This is a genomic window from Haladaptatus sp. DYF46 (assembly GCF_021083305.1).
GTDB lineage: Archaea > Halobacteriota > Halobacteria > Halobacteriales > Haladaptataceae > Haladaptatus.
The window spans coordinates 478,203-499,701 of record NZ_JAJFAY010000002.1; the positions used below are offsets into that span (position 1 = coordinate 478,203).

At 63.3% G+C, this 21,499-nt stretch carries 19 protein-coding genes; 7 read left to right on the forward strand and 12 right to left on the reverse strand.

All coding sequences use genetic code 11. From position 1 onward, the window contains the following. Positions 1 to 2: 2 nt before the first annotated feature. On the reverse strand, positions 3 to 1,331 hold the full coding sequence (locus tag LJF34_RS13655; RefSeq protein ID WP_231185564.1) for an ATP-binding protein: 1,329 nt from the start codon (positions 1,329 to 1,331) through the stop codon (positions 3 to 5). Between the two features lie 220 nt (positions 1,332 to 1,551). Here LJF34_RS13655 and LJF34_RS13660 point away from each other — a divergent pair, with 220 nt between their 5' ends. Together LJF34_RS13660 and LJF34_RS13665 are read left to right on the forward strand one after the other, a co-directional pair. Then, the gene (locus tag LJF34_RS13660; RefSeq protein WP_231185565.1) at positions 1,552 to 2,391 is read left to right on the forward strand and encodes a hypothetical protein; all 840 of its coding nucleotides are present in this window, start codon (positions 1,552 to 1,554) and stop codon (positions 2,389 to 2,391) included. Positions 2,392 to 2,397: 6 nt separating this feature from the next. Beyond that, on the forward strand, positions 2,398 to 3,621 hold the full coding sequence (locus LJF34_RS13665) for a polysaccharide deacetylase family protein (RefSeq protein WP_231185566.1): 1,224 nt from the start codon (positions 2,398 to 2,400) through the stop codon (positions 3,619 to 3,621). Positions 3,622 to 3,651: 30 nt separating this feature from the next. On the opposite strand, the gene LJF34_RS13670 is transcribed toward LJF34_RS13665, so the two are convergent. After that, complete coding sequence (locus tag LJF34_RS13670; RefSeq protein WP_231185567.1) at positions 3,652 to 5,469, reverse strand: flippase activity-associated protein Agl23; 1,818 nt, start codon at positions 5,467 to 5,469, stop codon at positions 3,652 to 3,654. Positions 5,470 to 5,611: 142 nt separating this feature from the next. Between LJF34_RS13670 and LJF34_RS13675 the strand changes: the two genes are divergently transcribed. From LJF34_RS13675 to LJF34_RS13685, 3 genes are all read left to right on the forward strand, one after another. Continuing rightward, positions 5,612 to 6,760, forward strand: a complete 1,149-nt coding sequence (locus tag LJF34_RS13675) for a thiolase family protein (RefSeq protein WP_231185568.1) — start codon at positions 5,612 to 5,614, stop codon at positions 6,758 to 6,760. 111 nt (positions 6,761 to 6,871) lie between these two features. After that, positions 6,872 to 8,488, forward strand: a complete 1,617-nt coding sequence (locus LJF34_RS13680) for a hypothetical protein (protein ID WP_231185569.1) — start codon at positions 6,872 to 6,874, stop codon at positions 8,486 to 8,488. 162 nt (positions 8,489 to 8,650) lie between these two features. Beyond that, positions 8,651 to 9,172, forward strand: a complete 522-nt coding sequence (locus LJF34_RS13685; protein ID WP_231185570.1) for a hypothetical protein — start codon at positions 8,651 to 8,653, stop codon at positions 9,170 to 9,172. A 19-nt stretch (positions 9,173 to 9,191) separates the two neighbouring features. Here the strand turns inward: LJF34_RS13685 and LJF34_RS13690 are convergent, their stop codons facing one another. The 6 genes from LJF34_RS13690 to LJF34_RS13715 form a co-directional block, all read right to left on the reverse strand. Beyond that, positions 9,192 to 11,069 (reverse strand): cation:proton antiporter, encoded by a 1,878-nt coding sequence (locus tag LJF34_RS13690; RefSeq protein ID WP_231185571.1) that lies wholly within the window; start codon positions 11,067 to 11,069, stop codon positions 9,192 to 9,194. Positions 11,070 to 11,292: 223 nt separating this feature from the next. After that, complete coding sequence (locus LJF34_RS13695) at positions 11,293 to 13,227, reverse strand: long-chain fatty acid--CoA ligase (protein ID WP_231185572.1); 1,935 nt, start codon at positions 13,225 to 13,227, stop codon at positions 11,293 to 11,295. 83 nt (positions 13,228 to 13,310) lie between these two features. After that, entirely contained in the window at positions 13,311 to 14,228 is a 918-nt protein-coding gene (locus LJF34_RS13700) for an MBL fold metallo-hydrolase (protein ID WP_231185573.1), read from the reverse strand. Positions 14,229 to 14,291: 63 nt separating this feature from the next. Continuing rightward, a complete protein-coding gene (locus LJF34_RS13705) occupies positions 14,292 to 14,816 on the reverse strand; it encodes a hypothetical protein (protein ID WP_231185574.1) in 525 nt (174 codons plus the stop codon). Further along, positions 14,813 to 15,121, reverse strand: coding sequence for a UPF0175 family protein (locus LJF34_RS13710; RefSeq protein ID WP_231185575.1), 309 nt, complete (start codon positions 15,119 to 15,121; stop codon positions 14,813 to 14,815). Before LJF34_RS13710 ends, LJF34_RS13705 begins: the two co-directional genes overlap by 4 nt. Before the next feature lie 112 nt (positions 15,122 to 15,233). Further along, the gene (locus LJF34_RS13715) at positions 15,234 to 15,527 is read right to left on the reverse strand and encodes a hypothetical protein (protein WP_231185576.1); all 294 of its coding nucleotides are present in this window, start codon (positions 15,525 to 15,527) and stop codon (positions 15,234 to 15,236) included. A gap of 388 nt (positions 15,528 to 15,915) precedes the next feature. Here LJF34_RS13715 and serS point away from each other — a divergent pair, with 388 nt between their 5' ends. Further along, a complete protein-coding gene (gene serS, locus LJF34_RS13720) occupies positions 15,916 to 17,271 on the forward strand; it encodes a serine--tRNA ligase (RefSeq protein ID WP_231185577.1) in 1,356 nt (451 codons plus the stop codon). Between the two features lie 208 nt (positions 17,272 to 17,479). Then, complete coding sequence (locus tag LJF34_RS13725; RefSeq protein WP_231185578.1) at positions 17,480 to 18,205, forward strand: helix-turn-helix domain-containing protein; 726 nt, start codon at positions 17,480 to 17,482, stop codon at positions 18,203 to 18,205. 62 nt (positions 18,206 to 18,267) lie between these two features. Here LJF34_RS13725 and LJF34_RS13730 read toward each other — a convergent pair whose 3' ends face one another. From LJF34_RS13730 to LJF34_RS13745, 4 genes are all read right to left on the reverse strand, one after another. Then, the gene (locus LJF34_RS13730) at positions 18,268 to 18,732 is read right to left on the reverse strand and encodes a hypothetical protein (RefSeq protein WP_231185579.1); all 465 of its coding nucleotides are present in this window, start codon (positions 18,730 to 18,732) and stop codon (positions 18,268 to 18,270) included. Between the two features lie 7 nt (positions 18,733 to 18,739). Further along, positions 18,740 to 20,350 (reverse strand): sodium/proline symporter, encoded by a 1,611-nt coding sequence (locus LJF34_RS13735; protein ID WP_231185580.1) that lies wholly within the window; start codon positions 20,348 to 20,350, stop codon positions 18,740 to 18,742. After that, positions 20,347 to 20,904 (reverse strand): hypothetical protein, encoded by a 558-nt coding sequence (locus LJF34_RS13740; protein WP_231185581.1) that lies wholly within the window; start codon positions 20,902 to 20,904, stop codon positions 20,347 to 20,349. The genes LJF34_RS13735 and LJF34_RS13740 overlap by 4 nt, the downstream gene beginning before the upstream one ends. A 118-nt stretch (positions 20,905 to 21,022) precedes the next feature. After that, positions 21,023 to 21,349, reverse strand: coding sequence for a nuclear transport factor 2 family protein (locus LJF34_RS13745; RefSeq protein WP_231185582.1), 327 nt, complete (start codon positions 21,347 to 21,349; stop codon positions 21,023 to 21,025). Between the last annotated feature and the right edge of the window lie 150 nt (positions 21,350 to 21,499).

Below are 21,499 nucleotides of genomic sequence, written 5' to 3' on the forward strand. Positions count from 1 at the left end.
CGTCAGTGGTCGTGGGAGTGACCGCTGATGTCGCCGCCCGCGACCAGCGCGTCGTGGTCGCCGTCGATCATGTCCATGTCCTTCAGGTGGTCGCGCTCCTCGAAGTCCTGAATCGCGTAGTGGAGGTCCTCCTGTGTGAGTTCCGTCCGTTCCTCCGTGAGCGCTTCGAGGACCGCTTCGCGGAGGACCAACCGCAAGTCGCTCCCGGTGAGCCCCTCGGTCATCTCCGCGATTTCGTCGGGGTCGAAGTCGGCGATGCGCATCCGCCGGGTGATGACCCGAAGGATATCCGAACGCATCTGTTCGTCCGGTTTCGGGAAATTCAGGATGTCGTCGAAGCGCCGCCACGCCGCCGCGTCGAGTTGGTCGGGGTGGTTGGTCGCGCCGATGAGCAACACGTCGTCCTCGATGAGCGAGATGTTGTCGATGCTCTTGAGGAGGGTGTTGACGGCGCGTTTGATGGCCGCGTGCTCGTCGCTCCGGCGGGTTTTCGCCACGAAGTCGAACTCGTCCATGAAGAGGATACACGGCGAGAGTCGCTTTGCAACCTCGAACACCTTCTCGACGTTCTTCGCCGTTTCGCCGAGATACTGGCTGGTTATCATCGACAGTTTCACTTCCACGAACGGGAGATCCAAGTCGTAACCCAGCGCCCGCGCCGTCGAGGTTTTCGCCGTTCCCGGCGGCCCGACGAAGAGGAGTTTCCCGATTTCGCGCAGGCCGATTTGGGCCAGATACTCGCGGTGTTCGATGGCCTTCACTATTTTGTGGATTTCGGCCTCCTGGTCCTCCGTGAGGACCAGGTCGTCGAGCGTCAGTTCCACCTCCTCGGGTGCGTGGATGTCCACGAGGTCGAGCATGCTCTCCCCGTCCTCGTCTTCGTCCTCGTCGAAGTGCTCTTCGAGCAGGCTGTCTATCCACGCCCGGTCGGACTGTACCGGCCGGTTCGTTTCGAGAACCTCCTCGTAGGTCACGTCCACGTCGTCGTAGTCGGAGAGCGCGTAGGCGAGCGTCGGATTCGCGGCGATTCGCTCATCGTCGCGGTCCACGAACCACTCCTCCGCCATCTCCTGTTGTGTTATCTCGATGCTTCCCGAGAACGTGTCCCGGTCGGTGAACATCAGTTCGGAAACCGCTTCCCACGGTTGGTCGAGTTCGGTCGCCTCGCGCGCCGTCTCGATGGTCGTTCGAAGCGGTCGCTCTATCGTTCCGTCGTGCCAGAACACCTGCCGAATCTTCGGTGGCAGGTCGTTTTCGTCCAGATCTCGGTTCTCGCTGTAGACCCGTGCAGTGAGCAAGAACTCGATTACGTCCAGCGCCCCGCTGTTCATTCTCCCGTGGGTAATCACGGGAGAATCTTAAGCGCGTCGGACTAGTCTACGAGGAAATACCGCACCTCACAGGGTTTCAATCAGTTCCGTTCGCCGTTCAATTCATCCGGAATATCGTTTACGACGCGTGTGAAGCTGTTCAGACAGACCCTACCGAGCCTGTATTATTGATAGATTGCTCGTAACAAAGTAATGGTGTATCCGAGTAAGAACCGAAGCCATGCAATTATCAGGATTCAATTTATCGGATTACGAACGAATACTGGACATCGGGCTGGACGCAGGGTACCGGTTTTACACGCTTGCCGACTATCTCGAATCGGACACGGTGGACGAACCCCACGTCGTCCTCCGGCACGACGTGGACCGCCGAGTCGGGAACGCTCTCGCGTTGGCGTCCGCCGAAGCCGACCGGGACGTCACTTCGACGTACTACTTCAGGACGAACACCTTCTCCCCCGACGTCGCTCGTCGGATAGAATCGATGGGACACGAGGTCGGCTACCACTACGAGGACCTCGCGAAAACACGAGGAGACGTGGAGGAGGCTCATCGGCGATTCGGAACGAACCTCGACTCGTTCCGCGAACACGTGGACGTCCGAACGGCGTGTGCGCACGGAAGTCCGCTCTCCCCGCACCTCAACACGGACATGTGGAAGGACGCGCGAACGGCGGCGGACTACGGACTGCTCGGTGAGGCATACAGTGCATTGGAGTTCGATTCCCGCGGTGAGTCCGACCTCCTGTACCTCTCGGACACCGGGCGGGACTGGGACGCGACGATGTCGAATTTCGGGGCGATTCGGTCGACGGACGACGTCGTGGGAGCGCTCGAATCCCGTGCGTGTTCGTCGCTGTACGTCCTCGCACACCCAAGTCGATGGGCGGTTTCCGGGTTGCAAACGGTCGAACGGCCCTGTTGGGACATCGCCGCCGAAGCCGGAAAAGTCGCGGCGAGCGGCGCGCACTCGGCCCAACGAGCGAGCGGCCGACTCGCGGAAGGTACCCGCGCGGCACGGGCGATTCGATCGGTCGTGACTCGGGTTTCACGGGAGTGACGTACGATGGCAGACTCAACCATCACGACGACGCGCCGAGGGGCGCTCCGTACGGCCGGACTCGCCATCGGCGGCACGGCACTCGTCGGCCACGCCGCTGCGGCTCCAGCGGCGTCGAACGGGAAACTGGTGTTCACCTACGACGACGGTCCCACCGACGACTACACGCAGGCGTACCGCAAAGCACATCGGAAGGAAGGCGTTCCGGGGTGTTCCGCCGTTCCGTCGGCGAGCGTAGGAACCAAAGGAAGCCTCGACGCGGCCCGACTCCGAAAGTTGGAGGACGCCGGGTGGGAGATCATGTCCCACAGCGTTCACCACCGCGCGCTGACGAACGTCGCGGTGACGAGCGACGTCTCTCCCGGGGACGAAACCCTCCGCGTCGAGACGAACCTGCACGGAAAACTGCCGGGCGACGAACTGCTCGTCAGCGACGGGTCGACGTCCGCCACGGTCACGGTCGCCGGAAAGGGTTCCGACGACGAGGGGAAGTACCTCGAACTCGAATCGAACGTCGGAACGTCGTTTTCGGCGAGCGACGGCGTCACCGAACGCTACACCGACGAGATTCTCCGTTCCGCCCTCGGGAAGTCGAAGAGACAACTGGAAGGTTACGGCGTGACCGTCACGAACATCGTGATGCCGTACGGCGGCTACGGCCCTCGAACGCAGGAACTCGTCGACGAGTACTACACCGCCGTCGCGAACGGCGGACTCGCCATCGACGGCCGCGGGCAGATACAGAAACCGGACGAACTGACCCTCCCGCACCTTTCGCGGGCGATGTTTCGGCAGGGGAAGATGACCGAGACGGAACTCGGGACGTTCCTCGATTCGGTGGCCGACGAGGACGCGTTGGGAATTCTCGGAGGTCACAGTTGGTGGCGGGAGCGCCTTCCCGCGAGTCGGATTCGAACGGCCATTCGGATGGCGAAGGACCGAGACATCGACATCGTCACGCTTCGAGACGCGCTCTCGGAAACGAACGCGGCGAAGACGACGACCACGGGAACGACGGCTACGAAGGGGACGGCTACGAAGACGACAACCGGAGGAACGAACGGTGCGCGCGCGGCCGGTACGAACACGACGGACGGAGTCGCGGCCGGAGCGGAGAAGACTCGAACGGCGGGAGAAACGACGAACGGGACCGGACAACCCGGTTTCGGCGTAGTTTCGGCGTTGGTCGGTGTCGGAAGCGCCGCCGCGTGGAAGCTTCGGAAGAAGTAGCGGTGAGTATTCGGCAGGAGGAGGCCGCGATTACGCGGTCGAATTGTCGAGGGAGTCCTGCTGCACGTAGATCACGACGGTGCTGACGGTACACCCGCTGTCGAAGCCGAAGCGCTGGAACTCGTACCGCTTGTACCCCGACATGTAGCCCTCGATATCTTCCGCCGTGCCGTCCTGACTGGAACATGTGGAGACGTTGGCGGGGGCGATGACTATCGGCGGTTTGTCGCCGCTGAGCGCGGCGGGGCTCGTCGTGCTGTCGATGTCCGCGTCGGCGGTTTCGAGGTACCACGCGAGTGGGAGGCGGGCGAACCATCCGTCGCCGCCCTCCCCTCCTTCGACCGGATACACGTCGTCGGCGGCCTCGTTCGACGAGTAGAACTCGCTTCCGTAGAACATCACGTCCGTTCCCTCGTTCTCGCGCGAGATGCGCTGGAGGTCGTGGAGAAGCGGCTTCGCATCGGTCGAGGAGGACTGGGCGTACTGGACGAACTGGTTGTCCGGGTCCTGTGGGTTCTGATATGACGTGCTGTAAGCCGTCGTCCCGACGGACCCAACGATGAGCAAGAGGAGAATCGCGGCGGCGGCGAGGCTCACGTCGTCGTGATCCTCGTACGCTTCCCATCCCCAGCGGAAGATCAGCGCGAGGCCGACGGCCGCCGGGAACGCGAGCGGGACGATGGCGTGAACCGTCGCCCATCCCGCTTTGATGTCCATCACGAGGGGGTAGCCGAGGATGCTGACGAAGCCCCAGTAGAAGCCGAGCGAAACGACGTCACGCGGGCGGTCGCCGGAGTAGCGGTCGACGATGAATCCCACCACGGCGAGGATGCAGAGCGCGAGCGCGCCGACTTTCAGCGACATTAGGAAGTGGTCGAGGAAGGGAAGGTATGCATGGTCCGTATGTCCCTGCCACCCCATGAACTCGTTCCCCGCCTTGATGGTCGCGGCGGTGAAAACCTCCGGAATCATCGACGGTTGTGAGAACGATTTCCAGAGGCCCGAACCGGGTTGGCTCTGGGAGCGCGGTGCATAGAAATAGACGATGATGGCGAGCGCCTCCACGGCAGCGAGGAGCGCGATACCGAGTCCTTTGAGAATCGATACGACGACGGCGGTGTCCCGCTCGAACAGGCGAACCGCACCGGTTCGGATTCGTCGGGGAATCGCCGCACCGATGCCCTCGTTGCCGACGCGCCGAAGCATGAGGCGGTGGTCGTAGAGCAGGACCGCTCCGCCCGCCCAGCAAGCCGCATACAGGAGGGCGTTCTCCTTCATCGTGAACCCAAGCGTGAAACACGCGACGGCGGCAAAGACGTAGCGGAGGCGGCGGGTGTCGAAGTAGCGGACGACAAATCCGAGCGCGAACACCATCACGGCCGCGAGCATCACGTCGTTGCGCATGAACCGCGAGTAGTAGAGAAGAACGGGGTTCATGGCGAAGAGGAAGGCGAGTGCGACCGTTTCCGACGCTCTGAGTCGCTTCCGGAACAGGAGCGCCGCGAGCGGGAGGAGGCCGCCGATGAGGGCGACGATGAGTCGCATGGTAAAGTCGTTCGCGCCGAACAGCGCGAACGCGATGGAATCCATCTGTAACAGGAACGGGCCGTGAATGATGCGGCGATAGTACCAGACGCCGTTCTCCATGAACGCGTAACTCCAGTAGGCGACGCGGGATTCGTCCTGATGGGCGACGCGTGCGCCGAGGTTTACGAGGCGAAGTGCGATGCCGAACACGGTGATGAGAACGACCAATGGGACCGGTTCGAGAAATCGCTGGAGGAGGCTCGATTCGTCGCTCGACGTGAACGGGCGGGCGCGTCTCTGGGCGGTGTCGGAACCTTGCATCGTCGGATAGTATAGACGATATGGAATGGGTTCGACCAAATAGTTTCTGAAGGCCCCTCTATAGTCAATAAACTTACAAACTGTTTCTCATTTACTCCGAGTTCTACGGCCACTTAAGGTCCACGAGCGAGAATCATGAACTATGGAGAACGATACCACACCGGTCATCGCGAAGGCGATTCGGACCCCGCAGGGCAAGGAGGGTGGCGCGTACGCGGACGTTCGAAGCGAGGATCTCTCGATTCCGCTCGTGAACACGATTCTGTCCGAGACGGGATTGACGAGCGACCACGTGGACGACCTCATGTGGGGGGTCGCCCAACAGCGCGGCGAACAGGACAACAACGTCGCGCGCGTCATCTCGCTCCTCTCGGACCTCGGCGAAGGCGTGCCCGCCACGAGCATCAACCGCTGGTGTGCGTCCTCGATGCAGGCGCTCATCAGCGCGAGCGACGCGATTCGGGCGGGCCAGCGCACGGCCATCATCGCGGGCGGCGTCGAGAACATGTCCCGCGTCCCGATGAGCGGCGGATACGAAGGCCGAGGAATCCACCCGCGGATGTCCGAGGAGTACAACCTCCCCCAACTCCAGATGGGGATGACCGGCGAGAAGGTCGCGGAGGAGTTCGAAATCTCCCGCGAAGACCAAGACGAGTACGCGCTTCGAAGTCACCAACGCGCCAACGACGCGACGGAGTCCGGGCGCTTCGACGACCAACTCGTTCCCATCGAAACCGAGGAGGGACTGGTCGAGGCAGACGAAGGTATCCGCCCCGATACGAGTCTGGAAGCCCTGCAGGGCCTCCCGAGCGTGTTCAAGGCCGACGGCACCGTGACGCCGGGCAACGCCTCCCAGATTTCCGACGGCGCGGCAGCGCTCCTCGTCACGAGCGAGGCGTTCGCCGAGGACCACGGCCTCGACGTGCTGGCGACCGTCGGCGACAACAACGTCGCGGGCGTGGACCCGACGATAATGGGCGTCGGCCCCGTCCCGGCCACGAAGGGGCTGCTGGAGCGCACGGGCGAGAGCATCGACGAATTCGACCTCGTGGAACTGAACGAGGCGTTCGCCAGCCAGACGCTCTACAGCCAGCGCGAACTCGGCGTCCCGGACGAGAAGTTCAACGTCAACGGCGGCGCTATCGCCATCGGCCACCCGCTCGGTGCCTCCGGCGCGCGTCTCCCCGTGACGCTCGTCCACGAGATGCAAAAGCGCGACGCAGAAAAGGGCCTCGCCACGCTCTGTGTCGGCTTCGGCCAAGGCGCGGCGATTACGCTGAAGCGCGAGTAGTCACCGCGAATCCCCGATTCGCGGGGCGACGAGTGACTGACCCGTTTTCTGACGTTCCATCCGCCGACGTCGGGCCATAGAATAATTACGTCGTGCGTCGAGTTCTCGGACGTGCCCCGAAGTCGTCCCTCCTCCGCAACGCTCGCGTGGATGGTTCCCGCGCTCCTCGCCAGCCTCGTCGTTTTTGTCGCGTATCTGCTGACCCACCCCTATCCCGCCACCGGCGGCGGCCTGTACCTCGCGATGGCCGACGCGATACGCGACAACGGCTACCGCCTTCCGGCGCGGGTTCCGCACTACACCACGAACGGAATCCCGTTCGGCTACCCGCCGCTCGCGTTCTACGTCGCCGCGTTTCTCCGCGATTTCCTCGGCGTCGGTCCGCTGACCCTGACGCGCTTTTTCCCCGGCGTCGTCACCGTCCTGACCGTGATTCCGGCGTTCTTTCTCGGACGCGAGGTGTTCGCCGAGGACCCCGACAGAAACCGACGTGCGGGACTCGCGGCGCTCGTCGTCGCCGTCAGTCCCGCCGTGTTCAAGTGGCATCTCTCGGCGGGCGGCATCGTCCGCGCCCCCGCGTACCTGTTCACCGTGACGGGGTTGTACGTCGGCCTGCGACTGTTTCGGACGCCGGAGAAACCGGTTCGGTGGGCGGTTGCGGGGGCGGCCCTGTTCGGCCTGACGATTCTCACCCATCCGTCGTATCCCGTCTTCTTCGGGACGAGCTATTTGGTCTTCTTCGCCGTCTTCGACCGCTCGCCCGCCGGACTGAAACGCGGCGCAGTCGTCGCGGTGGGCGGCCTGCTCCTCGCAGTTCCGTGGTGGGGCCACATCGCCGCCGTCCACGGCCTCGACCTCATCACCCGAACCGCCGGGTCGCGCCTCGGAATCGGGCGGGGAATCTTCTGGTTCCCCTCCAAGTTCCTCTACGCCCGCCGGACGCGGTTTCTGCCCGTCTGGCACGTCCTCACGCTCGTGGGCGTGGCCGCGCTCGCGGTGCGGAAACGCTACTTCCTCCCGCTCTGGTTCGCCGCGACCGTCGTGATGTTTCCCAAGCCGCGGTTTCTCATGCTCGTCGGCGCGTTTGTCGTCGCCGCCGTGGTGTTCGATTGGCTGCCGAGCGTCGCCGACGCGGCGTCGGAACGGGACGGAATCTCGACGGACGGCGGACGGTTGCCGCGCGTTTCGCTCGTCTTACTCCTCCTGCTCTCGACCTACGGCGTGGCGACCGGCGGCCTCTACGCCGCGAACTACGGACCCGTTCCCGAACGCCCGCTCCACCGACTCCAGCAGGACCCGCTTCCATCGTACATCGACGGCGACGACATGGCCGCGATGCGATGGATACGAAACCGAACCCCGCAGGACGCGACGGTCCTCGTCGCTGGCGACGCCGCGGAGTGGTTCCCGGTGTTCGCCCATCGAACCGTCGTCGCCTCCCCGTGGGGGGCCGAATGGCTGCCGCCCGACGAGCGCGAACGCCAAATCTCGCTGTACCGGAACAGTTCGACCTGCGCGTCGGCCAGTTGCATCCGCGAGATACTCGCTCGGGACGACGTTTCGCCCGATTACGTCTACCTCACCCGCGAAGGCACCCGGAGTTGGATCGCCCGCGAAACGCTGAGTCGGGCACAGTGGACGGGGATGCTGGACCGCTTCGACGCGTCGAGGGGAACCTCGGTCGTCTTCCGAAATCGGGACGTGGCGGTCGTGAAGGTCGATGGCTGAAGACGGATCCGTCGAAGTCGAGGAGTGAGCACGGGGTCGGTCGGAGCCGATGGGCCTTGTTTCTACGGGAGAGAGTTGTAAATTGACGAATATCTTTTTGCGCTCGGCAGTCCAATAAGCGGTAGTGTATCGCACAGCGGGGACGTCCCACAGTTGTCGAGAATGACCACCGAACCACCGACGGGAACGGAGGCGATTTCACGCGATACGGCGTTCGAAATCCTCACCAACCCACGGCGTCGGTACTCCCTCTCTTACCTGCGGTCGAAACCGGGGACGGTCTCCATCGGCGAACTCGCCGAGGCGGTCGCCGCGTGGGAACAGGACACCAGCGTCGAACTCGTCTCCTCGAAGGAGCGAAAATCCGTGTACACCTCGCTGTACCAGACCCACCTCCCGAAGATGGCCGACGCGGGCGTCATCGTCTACGACCGACAACGCGGACAGGTACGACTCAGCGACACGGCGACCGAACTCGACAAGTTCGTCAATCCGTCGTCGAAGGGGGGAAACTGGAGTCGATACTACCTCGCGCTGGCGGTCGTCGGCGGAGTGGTAATCCTCTGTAACCAGATGGGAATGTATCCGTTCACCCTCCTCGACGTTCTCGCGTACGCAGCGTTGCTCCTCGTCGCGTTCGCTCTTCTCTCGGCGGTCAACCTCGAACTCGCGCGACGAAGGTGAGAGCGAGACGGGGCGTCGTCTATCGGGGATGACACAGCGAGATGGCGTCCCTGACGGCCGACTTGCGCCCGAGGAACGTCACATGGTCGCCGTTCTGGAGCGTGAAATCCCTGCTCGGAACCTGCGAGTTCCCGTCCCGCCCGACGAGCGCGATGAGGACGCCGTTCGGCAGTTCGGCGTCCAGTTCGTCGATGGTTTTCCCGACGAGGCTCGGTTCGGTTATCTCTATCTCCTGTACGTCCCCGCTCCGCCCGAGTTCCGTCATCCAGTTCGAGAGGGCGGGGCGTTCGATGACGTTGTCGATGGCCCACGCGGTGGCGAGCGACGAGGAGATGGTCCGAACGCCGAGGTCCTCGAAGGCGTCCACGTTGTCCGGGTTGTTGGCCCGAGCGATGATTGTCTCCACGTCGAACTTCGACTCGGCGAGTTGCGCGACGAGGAGGTTCACGTCGTCGTCGCCGGTCGCGGCGACGACGATTTTCGCGTTGTCCGCCCCGGCGGCCCTGAGGACTTCGGTATCGGTCCCGTCGCCTTCGTGGACGGTGTAGCCATCCTCGCGAGCGGTCTGCACTATCGTTTCGTCCTGCTCTATCAGCACGACGTTCTCTCCGCGGTCTTCGAGGCGTGCGGCGAGCGACCGGCCCACCTTTCCGCCTCCGATGATGAGTACGCGCATTGGAATCACGTTTAAACGTTCTGCGATGTGTCGAGCGAATCCGCCCTCGAAAACGACGGTCACGACGATGACGAGGAAGACGGTGCCGATGAGGACCGTCGCCGCCTCGTTCGCGTTCGGAATCACGTCGGCCTCGTTTCGGATACGGATCGCGAACAGCGTGGCGACCGACGCCGGGATGATGCCCCGTGGACCCACGAGGCTCATGAACGTCTTTTCGCCGCGCGTGAATCGGCCGCCGGAGGTCGAAACGAAGACGACCAGCGGGCGGATAACGAACATCACGGCGAGGACGACCACGATACCGCCGATGCCGAGGTCGAACAGGTTGTGGGGTTTCAACTGGGCCGCCAGCGTGATGAACACGAACGAGAGGACGACGAGCGTGATGTCGCCCTTGAACTCCTCTATCTTCTCCTCGTACGGGAGGTTCGCGTTGCCGAGGAGAATTCCCGCCGTCGCGACGGCCGCGATACCCGCTTCCTTGGCGACGATGTCGGCGGCGGCGTAGGCGGTCAGTGCGCCGACGAGTATCAGCAGTCTGGAGTTCTGTGGCGCGTTCCCCCGCGAGAGGTTGAGGTTGCGGAGGATGTACCAGAGGAGTCCGGCGACGATGAGACCGACGAGGACGCCGGTTCCCAGTCGGCGCACGAACGACGCGAGAAACTCGCCGACGTTGAACGAGTTCGACCCGGTGAGGACGAGGACTTCGAACATCACCACGGCGAGGATGGCGGCGGTCACGTCGTTCGCGATGCCTTCCGTTTCGAGGGCGGCCCCGACGCGGTCACGCACCGGCACGACCGAGAGAATCGGGGTGATGACCGTCGGGCCGGTCGCAACGAGGAGCGACCCGATGAGTAGGGCGAGGTCCCACGGTTGTCCGAGCGCGTACCGCACGACCACGGCCGTCCCGAGCAACGAGACGAGCGCCCCAATCGTGACGAGGCGTATCTGGGCCGACGGTGCCTCCCGGAGTTTGTTCACCTTGAGGTGGAACGCCCCCTCGAAGACGATGATGGCGACGCTCAGTCCGACGATGGACGAGAGCGCGTCGCCGAACGCCGAGGGGTCGAGCAGGCCGAGTCCGACCGGCCCGAAGATGACCCCCGCGAAGATGAGAAACAGCACGCTCGGCACCTGAAATCGGTCGGCGAGCACCTGCGAGACGACGCCGAGTCCGATGATGGCGGTGACGACGTACAGCAACTGCGCACTCACTGCTGGCCCTCCATGTATCGGGAAGGAGAGTGTGGACGGGTATTAAATTGCGTGGTATGAATGTGGCACTGGACGGGGGAAGGAGCGCAATAGAATGGACAATCGTTTCGCCTCATAGATAGAACGTGGTCGTTCGTCATATTTTGTCCCGAAAGGGTGAACCCGACACGAGGGTGCTAGCTCGCGGCACGCGGATTGTTGGCACAGCGAGGTGGTTCGGCCGTCAGTCGGCGTAGATGGCTTCGATGTCGTCGGCGAATCGGTCGAGGATGTTGCGCCGTTTCTTCTTCATCGTCGGCGTGAGGAGGTCGTTGTCCTCCGTGAACTCGATGGGGACGAGCCTGAACTGTTTTATCCGCTCGTAGGATTCGAACCGCTCGTTGATGCGCTCGACTTCCGTTTCGACCCACTCGTACACCGTGTCGTTCCGGCACAGGTCGCGGTCGTCGTCCGGGAGCGAGATTCCCTCGCGGGCGGCCCGTTCGCGGACCTCCTCGACGTTGGGGACGATGAGCGCGCTGACGAACTTCCGGCCGTCGCCCATGACCATACACTGTTCCACGACGTCGCTGGCGGCGAAGGCGTCCTCGATGGGACCGGGCGCGACGTTCTTGCCGGTCGAGAGGACGAGGAGTTCCTTGGCGCGTTCCCGGAACGCGATGTAGCCGTCGGGGCGAATTTCGACGATGTCGCCGGTTCGGAACCACCCGTCGTCCGTGAAGGCCCGTTCCGTCTCCTCGGGTTCGTTCCAGTAGCCCTCGGTGACGTTCGGCCCCTTGACGAGAAGTTCGCCCACCTCGCCCGCCGCGTCCGAGAACGCCTCGCCGACGGCCGACCCGTCGACTTTCACCTCTTCGTCCACGACGGGGTAGCCGATAGTTCCGATTTCGGGCGCTTCGGGCGGATTGACCGAGATGACGGGGGCGGTCTCCGTGAGTCCGTACCCTTCGAGGATGGGCAGCCCCATCCCGTGGTAGAGCGCGCACAAATCGGCCGAGAGACTGCCGCCGCCGCTGATGAGGAACTCGATGTTGCCGCCGAGTCCGTCCTTGACCTTGTCGAAGACGAGTTTGTCGGCGAGCAGTTTTCGCGCCCGGAGGCCGATGCTCGGCGAGTCCGCCTCGTGATATGTGACGCCCACGTCGGTCGCCCAGTCGAAGATCCGGCGCTTCGTATCGCTCTCGTCTGCCTGCGACCGGATGGCGTCGTAAATCCGCTCGTAGACGCGCGGGACGCTGGTTCCGGTGGTCGGTTCGACCGCCTGGAAGTCCTCTTGCAGCGTGTCGGGACTCTCCGCGTAGGCGACCGTCGCCCCGGCGGCGAACATCATGAAGTGACCCGCGGTTCGCTCGAAAACGTGTGCGAGCGGGAGGAACGAGACGGCTCTCGAATGTCGGTCGATGACGGGAACGTCCTTGTCCGGTCGGGGACCGAACCGTCGGTAACACTGGTTGACGTTCGACCGGAAGTTCCAGTGGGAGAGTTTCACGCCCTTCGGTTGGCCCGTCGTCCCGCTGGTGTAGATGAGCGTGGCGAGGTCGTCCACCTCGCGGGCTTCGAGCCACGATTCGTACTCGTCCGCGTCGAAGGTTTCCGCACCTCGGTCGTGGACCTCGGCGAGCGTGAGGAGGTCGTCGCGGTCGTATTCGCGCGAAAGCGAGTCCATCACGACGATGAATTCGAGGTCGAGGTCGTCTTCGACTTCCAAGACACGTTCCAACAAATCCTCGTTTTCGACGACGACGCCCGTGGCTTCGGGGTCGCCGAGGAGGTACCGAACCTGCGAGACGGAGGAACTCCGATACACGGTCGTCACGACGGCACCCGCCGCGAGCAGGGCGAAGTCCGTCTGTGCCCACTCCATGCGCGTATCGGCGAAGATGCCGATCCTGTCGTCGGACCCGACGCCGAGGTCGCGGAACCCGGCGGCGAGATTGCGAACGATGTCCCGCATTTCCGCATACGAAAGCGCCCGAAACTCGCCGTTCGGTGCCGCCGGAAGCACGGTTTCGGTGAGCGAACGGCGATACACGCCGCCCTTGTACTGCTGTGCGGGGCGGTTTTCGTGTCTCTCGGCGCTGTCCTCGAACATCCGGGACAACGTCGTCCGCTCGATAACCGGGTCGGTGAACTCCGTCTCTCCGTCACGCCACTCCATACTTCTCAGTAGCGAGTTATCACCCATTAATGTAGTGTAGAACGATATGAAAGTTTATTTCGGTTGTTTCGGTTTCGCGGGTTTCACATACCGTCGTCGGTATCGAGGTAGTGAAGAACGCCGCGGGTGTTTAACACCGCTTCGGCGCGCGCCTTCCGCTCGCCCCACACGTCGTCCATGTCCTGTTCCTCGACGAAGTGTTCGATTATCTCCTCGTCGTCGTCCTTCGCGGCGCGCTGGGCGTCCACCGCCGCGACCCACTTCGAGAGGACCTCGCCGTACTCGTCCATCGCCGCGTCGGAGTACTCCCGCGGGCCGAAGTGCGTGTAGAGGAGCGTCCCCGGCGCGAGTTCTCGGATGGTCTCCACGTCGTCAAGACACTGGTCCAGATCGAAATCCGTCGGCGGCGACGTCTCGTGGATTTCCGCGACGCTCGGCACCCAGATTCCGGCGGCGTCGGCGGTGAACACCGCGTCGTTCGCCCCGTCGTAGAATATCGTCTGGTGCGGCGCGTGCCCCGGCGCGTGGATGACGTCCAGTTCGTGACTCCCGCAGTCGATGGTGTCCCCGTCGGTCACCTCCACGATGCGCTCCTCGGGGACGGGTTTCGGTTCGACGTAGAACTCCCACTGGTCGCCGACGGCCTGCTTCGTTCCCTTCACCAAATACTCGGGATTCACGAGGTGGCGCGCGCCGATTTCGTGGACGTACACGTCCGCGTTCGGGCACGCTTCGGCGAGGAATCCCGCGCCGCCCGCGTGGTCGAGGTGGACGTGCGTCGGCGCGATGACCGCCACGTCCTCCCGCGCGATGTCCAACTCGTCCAGCGCGTCGAGGATTCTCTCGTAGTTGGTTCCGATGCCGGTCTCCACGATTGCCGGACGGTCGGTGTCGAGGATGTACACCGCGCCGTAGGCCTCCGTGTCGTACATTCCGGTGTCGAGATAGTACAGGTCCGAGCAGTCCCCGGTCCTGACTTCCCGTAGGTCGCCGATTGCCATACTATACCTCGCGTGGGGAGACGGGAAAAACGATTCGCGTGTGCGACGACTTCCGGAGTCACATCAGCCTTGCAGTTCCCGACCCGCCTCGACCGCCCGTCGATACAGACTCGCGCTCATCCGGAACCCGTTGTCGGTGAGGTCGTCCAGCAGGGAGACGTACTCCTCGAAACCGATGGTCCCCGAGTCGAGCGATTCGAGAAGGACGAAAATCGTCCCCCCGACCTCCGCCCCGAGCGATTCGGCCGTCGTTCGCGCCGCGTGGTCATCCGTGAGACACCGCGCGTTTTCCGCGAGTGCGAGCGCGATCGCTTCCGACTCCCCACGGCCCAACTGGGCGGACGCCCGAATCCGCTCCGCCCGTTGTTTCGTGTCGTCTTCGAGCGACCGAACCGCGAGAAACGACTCCGACGCCTGTTCGACCGACAGCGCGTCCGAGTATCGCTCCTCGTGTCCACGGGTGACGACCTCCTCGTACACCGCCGCCGGGACCAGAATCCTGTCGAAGCGAGAATCGAGACGGTCGAGTTCGCCGAGTTTTCCGAGATATATGAGTACCGTCGCGTCGGTGACGACGGCGGGACTCATTCGTCTCGCACCGCGGCGATGTCCGCTTCGAGGTCAGACTCGTCGTAGTTCATCTCGACGCCGCGCGATTCGAGCAGGTCGAGAAGCCGCCAGTGAGAAACCTCGGCGATGTCGGCCGCCTTCCCGAGTGAGACCTCGCCATCCCGGTACTGCTGGACGGCAGAATCGAGTTGCCATTCCTCGACACCGCGTTCGATGAGTCGCTTTACCGCCGTCGAGCGGTCGGTTCGCTCCGTCTCCTGTATCCTCTCTATCGCCTCGTAGAGGTCGTCCGGAACCCGGGTAGTGACGTGGTGTTGGCTCATGTGTACACGTACGGATTTTCCGTGTATGAAGATTTCGCCGAAACGGGAAAACGGATTCGATAGTCCGCGAAATACACACAACAACCGTTTCATCGTTTTCATCTCAGCTCGGTTACGTCGTGTCGGTTCCGTCTTCTGAGGGACTGCTGGCGGCACCCATACCCGCATTCGCACCGCCGGTGTCCCCACACCTCCCCGCCAGCGCGGCAGTACGCTCGCCGTTCGCGGCGCTCACGCCTCGCGGACACGCGCTGGCGCACCCTGCCGGAATCGTAATCGAGCGAAGCAATGAGGAATCGAGCAAAGCAATGAGGACATCCGACGTGCGCGATACCGACCGAACGACATCGGCGCGTGCGCCAGCAACCCCGAGGACGCTTCGTCCGAGGGGTTGGTTGGCTATCACGCGAGGGATGAGCGAAGCGAATCGGTTGGGGAGGGTGTGGTTGATGCGGTGCGGTTGGGTGGGTGGAATGAAAGGGGCCGCCTGCTCGCGCCTGCGTGGTTGCTTCAGCGGCCCCTCTCGATGAGGTGTGCGGGTTGCACCGAATCGAGATGCTGCTGAACAACCGCGAGCGGGCGGGGGCTTTCAACGACTGCTCCCCTGTAACTGCAATCGCACAAGAATCAAAATCAAACGCAGATCGTAGCGAGCGTGATTGGGGATTTCGAGGGCTGCTTCCCGGTAGTGACACTCGAAGTGCGACAAGAGCCACCACGACGCGAATATCCTGACACATCGTCTCGATATAGCGACACGGTTTTTTGCAGGGGTGTTGAAACCCGAGTCAGGAATGCTCGACAGGAAGTTTATCCGGGACCACCCGGACGAAGTTCGAGAGGGGCTCGAAAACCGCGGCGACGACGTGGATTTGGACGGCTTTCTCGATTTGGACGCCGAGTGGCGCGAACTGAAGGCACGGGGTGACGACCTGCGCCACGAACGAAACGAGGTCAGCCGAAGCATCGGCGAGTTGAAACAGGAAGGAAAGGAAGAGGAAGCACAGGAAGCCATCGAACGTTCGAGCGCGCTGAAGGCGGAACTGGAGGAGGTCGAAGCGAGGACGAACGAACTTGAGGAGGAACTGGAGGAGCGAATCCTCGAAATCCCGAACGTGCCGCACGAGAGCGTCCCAATCGGTGAAGACGAGGACGACAACGTCGAACAGCGGCGTGAAGGGTTCGACGACCTGCGCGACCTGCCCGCGAACGTGGTTCCGCACTACGACCTCGGCGAGGAGTTGGACATCATCGACGAGGAACGGGCGGCGAAAACCACCGGGAGCGGCTTTTACTTCCTGAAGGGCGACGGGGCGCGACTGGAACACGCCATCATGCAGTTCATGCTGGACGTCCACCGCGAGCAGGAGTACGTGGACATCTTCCCACCGATTCCGATCAACAGCGACTCGATGACGGGGACGGGGCAACTGCCGAAGTTCGCCGACGACGCCTACAAACTCGAGGGCGAGGACCTCTGGCTCTGCCCGACCGCGGAAGTGCCGGTGACGAACATGTACGCCGAGGACATCCTCCTGCGCGACGACCTGCCGCTGAAACATCAGGCCTACACGCCGAACTTCCGGCGCGAGGCGGGCGAGCACGGCACCGAAACGCGCGGTATCGTGCGCGTCCACCAGTTCAACAAGGTCGAGATGGTGAACTTCGTGGAACCCGAAGGGAGCTACGACCGACTCGACATCCTGTTGGACGAGGCCGAGGAGGTTCTTCGCCGCCTCGAACTGCCGTACCGCGTTCTCGAACTCTGCACCGGCGACCTCGGGTTCAAGGCGACCAAACAGATAGACCTCGAAGTGTGGGCACCGGGCGACGATTTGGAGGACGGCCCGGAGGAAGGAGGCCGCTGGCTCGAAGTCTCGACCGCCTCGAACTTCGAGGACTTCCAAGCCCGGCGGGCGGGCCTGCGCTACCGCCCCGAGCGCCACGAATCGACGGAGTACCTCCACACGCTGAACGCCTCGGGACTCGCGCTGCCCCGCGTCATGGTCGCCATTCTGGAGTACTACCAGAACGACGACGGCACGGTGACGGTTCCCGAAGCGCTCCGACCGTACATGGGCGGTACGGAAGTCATCGAAGGCCACGACCCCGTCGGCGAGAGCGCCCTCGGGTCGGGCGAACGGGAGTGAGGGCCGCGCGCTTCGCACGCGGGACAGTATAATGACACTAATGACACATAATACGACACACGACACGCGGTTCGTTTTTCGATTCGTGGAGGTTCCGATCGAATGGGGCAAGGGGAACCGACGACTCGTCACGAACCTGACCGAACGGATTTACGATTCAAAAGGGAAGTACCGGTATTTATTTCCATAATGAACGATGAGATGGGATATGATTTCGGTAACAATGGACATGGTGCAGTACGACTGTCCATACATCGACGTGACGGACGAGGCGGACGTCTCGTTTCACACCATGCACTGGGATTTCAACGCCGCCCAGCAGAAGTTGGAGACGAGGATTCTCGTACAGGGCGACGACCGCGGCGCGCTGACGAACGGCCTCTCGGCGTTGCAGGACCACGACCGGATGCTGGAGTTCGAACTCCTCTCGCGACGGGGCGATACCGCGGTCATCAAGTCGTTCATCGGCCAGACCAACGCGATGCGGACGATTCGAAAACACGACGGCTACATCACCGGCCCGTTTCGAATCAGCGACGGAAGCGAACTCTGGAGCGTCGGATTCGATTCCGCCGACAACACCGACAACGCCCTCGCCGAATTGGAGACGGGAAACGACTTCAGCGTCGAGAGCCGAAACGCCACGTCGTTCGAGGAGTACCTCGACGTCATCCAACACCTCGGCGCGGCGAAAAACGTCCTCGACGGCTGTCGCGAACTGTCGAGGACGGAGCGTGAAACCCTCCAAACGGCCGTCGACGGGGGGTACTTCGAGACGCCGCGGGACGCGACCCTCGGCACGCTGGCCGAGGAGTTCGACGTTTCGAAGACGGCGGCCTCGAACAACCTGCGACGGGCGGAGGCGAAGGTACTCGAACGCGTCGTGGCGTCGTTCCCCGAAATCGAGTCCGAGGAGTTGCTGACCCCCAAGTAGCTAGCTGGAAATCCAAATTTCCCAAAATCGACGAAACGTCGAAACCAAAACCGAATCCGAAATCAGAACAACCCGTCCGCCGTCTCGACGGCGACGTCGACGTGCGAGAGTCGGGGATCGTTTTCGAGCGCCGCCACGTCTTCGACCTGCGAGTCCGCCGTTTTCGTCGCCGAGAGTTCGAACTCGTCGGCGTCGCCGTCGGTCCACGAAACCGTCAGTTTCGCGCGCCGGAACAGGGTTCCCTCCCGAAGGCGAATCGACCGGACCGAATCGAGCGGAACCGCGAAGTTTCGCTCGCTGAACGACAGGGCGCGGTCCGGCGTGGCGTCCGTAATCTCCTTCCGGCCGCGTTCGCCCATGTCCGCCCGCAACAGCATGGATTTGAACGACTCGCCGACGAAACACCAGACGAGTCGCTCGTCCGTGACGAGGAGTTCCCAGTACTCCATCGACGTGGGTCGCTGGCGGAACCACCCCGAGAGGTGGGCGATTTGCGTTTCGTCCTCGCCGTCTCGTGTGTCGGTCATGCTCATCCTATCCCTCCAGAAGGAGGGCGATGTCCTCCGGAACCGTCCCCCGTTCCTGTGTTACTATCGAGACGCCGATGAAGAGCGCGATTGCGACGAGGAGCGCCACGGTTCCGACCGGGAACGAACCGGGGAAGGGGTACAGGTTCGGAACGGTCGTCGCAATCCACTCCGCGCCGGAGACCACAAATGCCGGAAGCGATTCGCCCATCCCGGCAACGACTTCCGCGATACTCGGCACCGCACTGTAGAGCAGGTTGACGCCCAATCCGCCGAGGAGCGCGGCGATAGCACCCTCCTTCGTCGCCCCCTTCCAGTTCAGGCCGAGGGCCGCGATGGCGAAGAACGCCGCCGCGAAGAATCCCCAACCGATGGTTCCGAGGATGCCGACCAGCGTCTGCGAGTAGAAGACGATGAGCGTCGAAGCGATGGTCAGGCCCGCCAGCGCGGCCTGCGTCACGCGAAGTTCGGTCCTGTCGTCCTCGATGGGTCGGCCGAGCGCGCGGGGGATGTCGCGGGACACCGCCGCCGCGCCGATGTTGAGGAACGAGTCGCTCGTGCTCATGATGGCCGCGAGCAGGGCCGCGAGGATGAGTCCGGCCACGACGCCGGGCGTGTGTTCGAGGACGAAGACCGGTCCCACGACCGACGCGCTCTTCGGGGCCGCGGTCTGGCCCGCCTCGACCATGGCGCGCATCGACAGACCCGTCGAGAAGGCGAGGAGGCTCGAAATCGCGTACGTCGCCGCCGCGATGGGCGCACCCCAGCGCAGGATTTTGAGGTTGCGGCTCATGTAGAACTTGGTGACGAGGTGTGGCTGTCCCGCCGCGCCGACGGAGAACAGGATCCACCACCCGAGCGCCGTGAAGATGGTCGCCGCGGGTGCGCCCATCGCGCCGAACGGCGAGACGAACGCCGGGTCGGCGGTTGCGAGGTTGCGCGAAATCGACCCCATCCCGCCGCCGAACGACAGCGCGTAGGCGAAGACGAACAGGGAGCCGACGATCATCGTTATCGCCTGCACGAAGTCCGTCCAGACGCCCGCAATCATGCCGCCGAGCATGCTGTAGAGCAGGAGGATGAGCGCGCCGATGAGCAGGCCCCACATCACCGGGAGGCCGAAAATCGCGCGCATGACGTACTGGAGCGCGGCGAGGTTCGTCGCCAGATAGGCCATGACGCCGACGATGACGGCGACGGCGGTGAGGCCGCGAACCCACGCGCTCTCGTATCTGACGTACATCCCGTCGGCGAGCGTCATCACGTCGCGGATGTCGGCGAGCAGGCGCATGCGTTTCGCCAGCAGCACCCACGTGATGACGAACCCGAGCGGCGCGGTGAAGAATATCCAGAGCGCCGTCGTGCCGAACGAGTAGACGAGTTCGGGACCGCCCACGAAGCCGAACCCGGATTGGATGACCGAGAACGCCGTCAGCGCGAGCACCCACGTGCCGATGCTTTTCCCGGTGATGAGGAAGTCCGCGGTGCTCTCGGTTTGCATGTAGCCCCAGACGCCGATGGCCAACACGACCAGCAGATAGGCACCGCCGAACAAGAGGACGTACGGGCTGTCCGTGACCGGAATCTCCTGTAGGGGGACGAAAGGGACGGGACTCATCGCCGGTCGCCTCCGTCCGCCTGCGGGGACTTGCCGCCGGGTTCACCGCCGGAGTCGCCGCCGTCGGGTTCCGTTCGGGCGACTGACATCGGGAACTGCTTTCCCCGCTGGACCCGCCGCACGTCGTCCATCAGGTCATCGACCACGTCGTCGCTCCCGATGTCCGGGAAGACGAGGGCGTAGTAGAGCGCGCCGAGGATCGGGAGCAACCAGAGGAAGACGAAGTACGAAAGCGTCGGCGTCGGGAGACCGAGGAGGTACGTGTACTCCGTTACGCCCGGATGCCATTGCAGCCATATCAGCGTGAATCCGGCAGTGAACACCACCGCCAACCCGACCAACAACCACGTGTACGGGGCGAGGTTCAGTTCGCCATCGTTTCGCTCTACGGCGGCCGCGGCGAAGTTCGTGACGATGAACAGCGCCGCACCGTACGAAAACAGTCTATACGCTCCAGTCGCCGCGGCGACCAACAACGCGACGGCCAGTACGGCTATCGCACCCATGACTTTGTTCCGTTCCCCTCGTTTCGCCGACGTTCGTGATGATGCCATCAAGTGTGCAACAGGGTACCAAATGTCGAAAAGTGACGGGTTGATATGTGAACACTGTTCGAATGCTGATTTTTCATCGGTCCCCCCGAATGCTTTCGACGGTTCTCGGGAAGGGGGACTACCGAGTTCGCGTCCGGATCCGCGCGATTCGGCCCCCCTCGATGGAGAAATCGTCCTCGAATGCGAACAGCCCCTCGCCGTCGGCATCGAGCAGGCGACCCTCGGCGGCCGCGGTGGTTCCGTTTTCCTCGATTCGCGAGAGTTCGTGACTCGTCTCCTTGTTCGGGCGATCGTCGCGCATGAACGAGACGAGGGTGTCACGCCCCTCGATGGTCCGGTCGGGGCGATCGTGGACGACGTCGGGGGCCAACAGTCCGGCGAACGTCTCGTAGTCGTGTGCGTCGATGGAATCGTAGTACGCGCGAACGACCGTTTCGGAGTCCATACGCGGGAGAACACGGAGGACCCTCTTTATCCCCTCGGCGGACGGTATCGAGTTCTCGATAGGCCACGGAACGAATTTGAGATCCCTATAGCGGTCATATAAACGGCTATATCGTCTTCGCTGCTTCGTCGGGATGCCGGTCGAATCCGG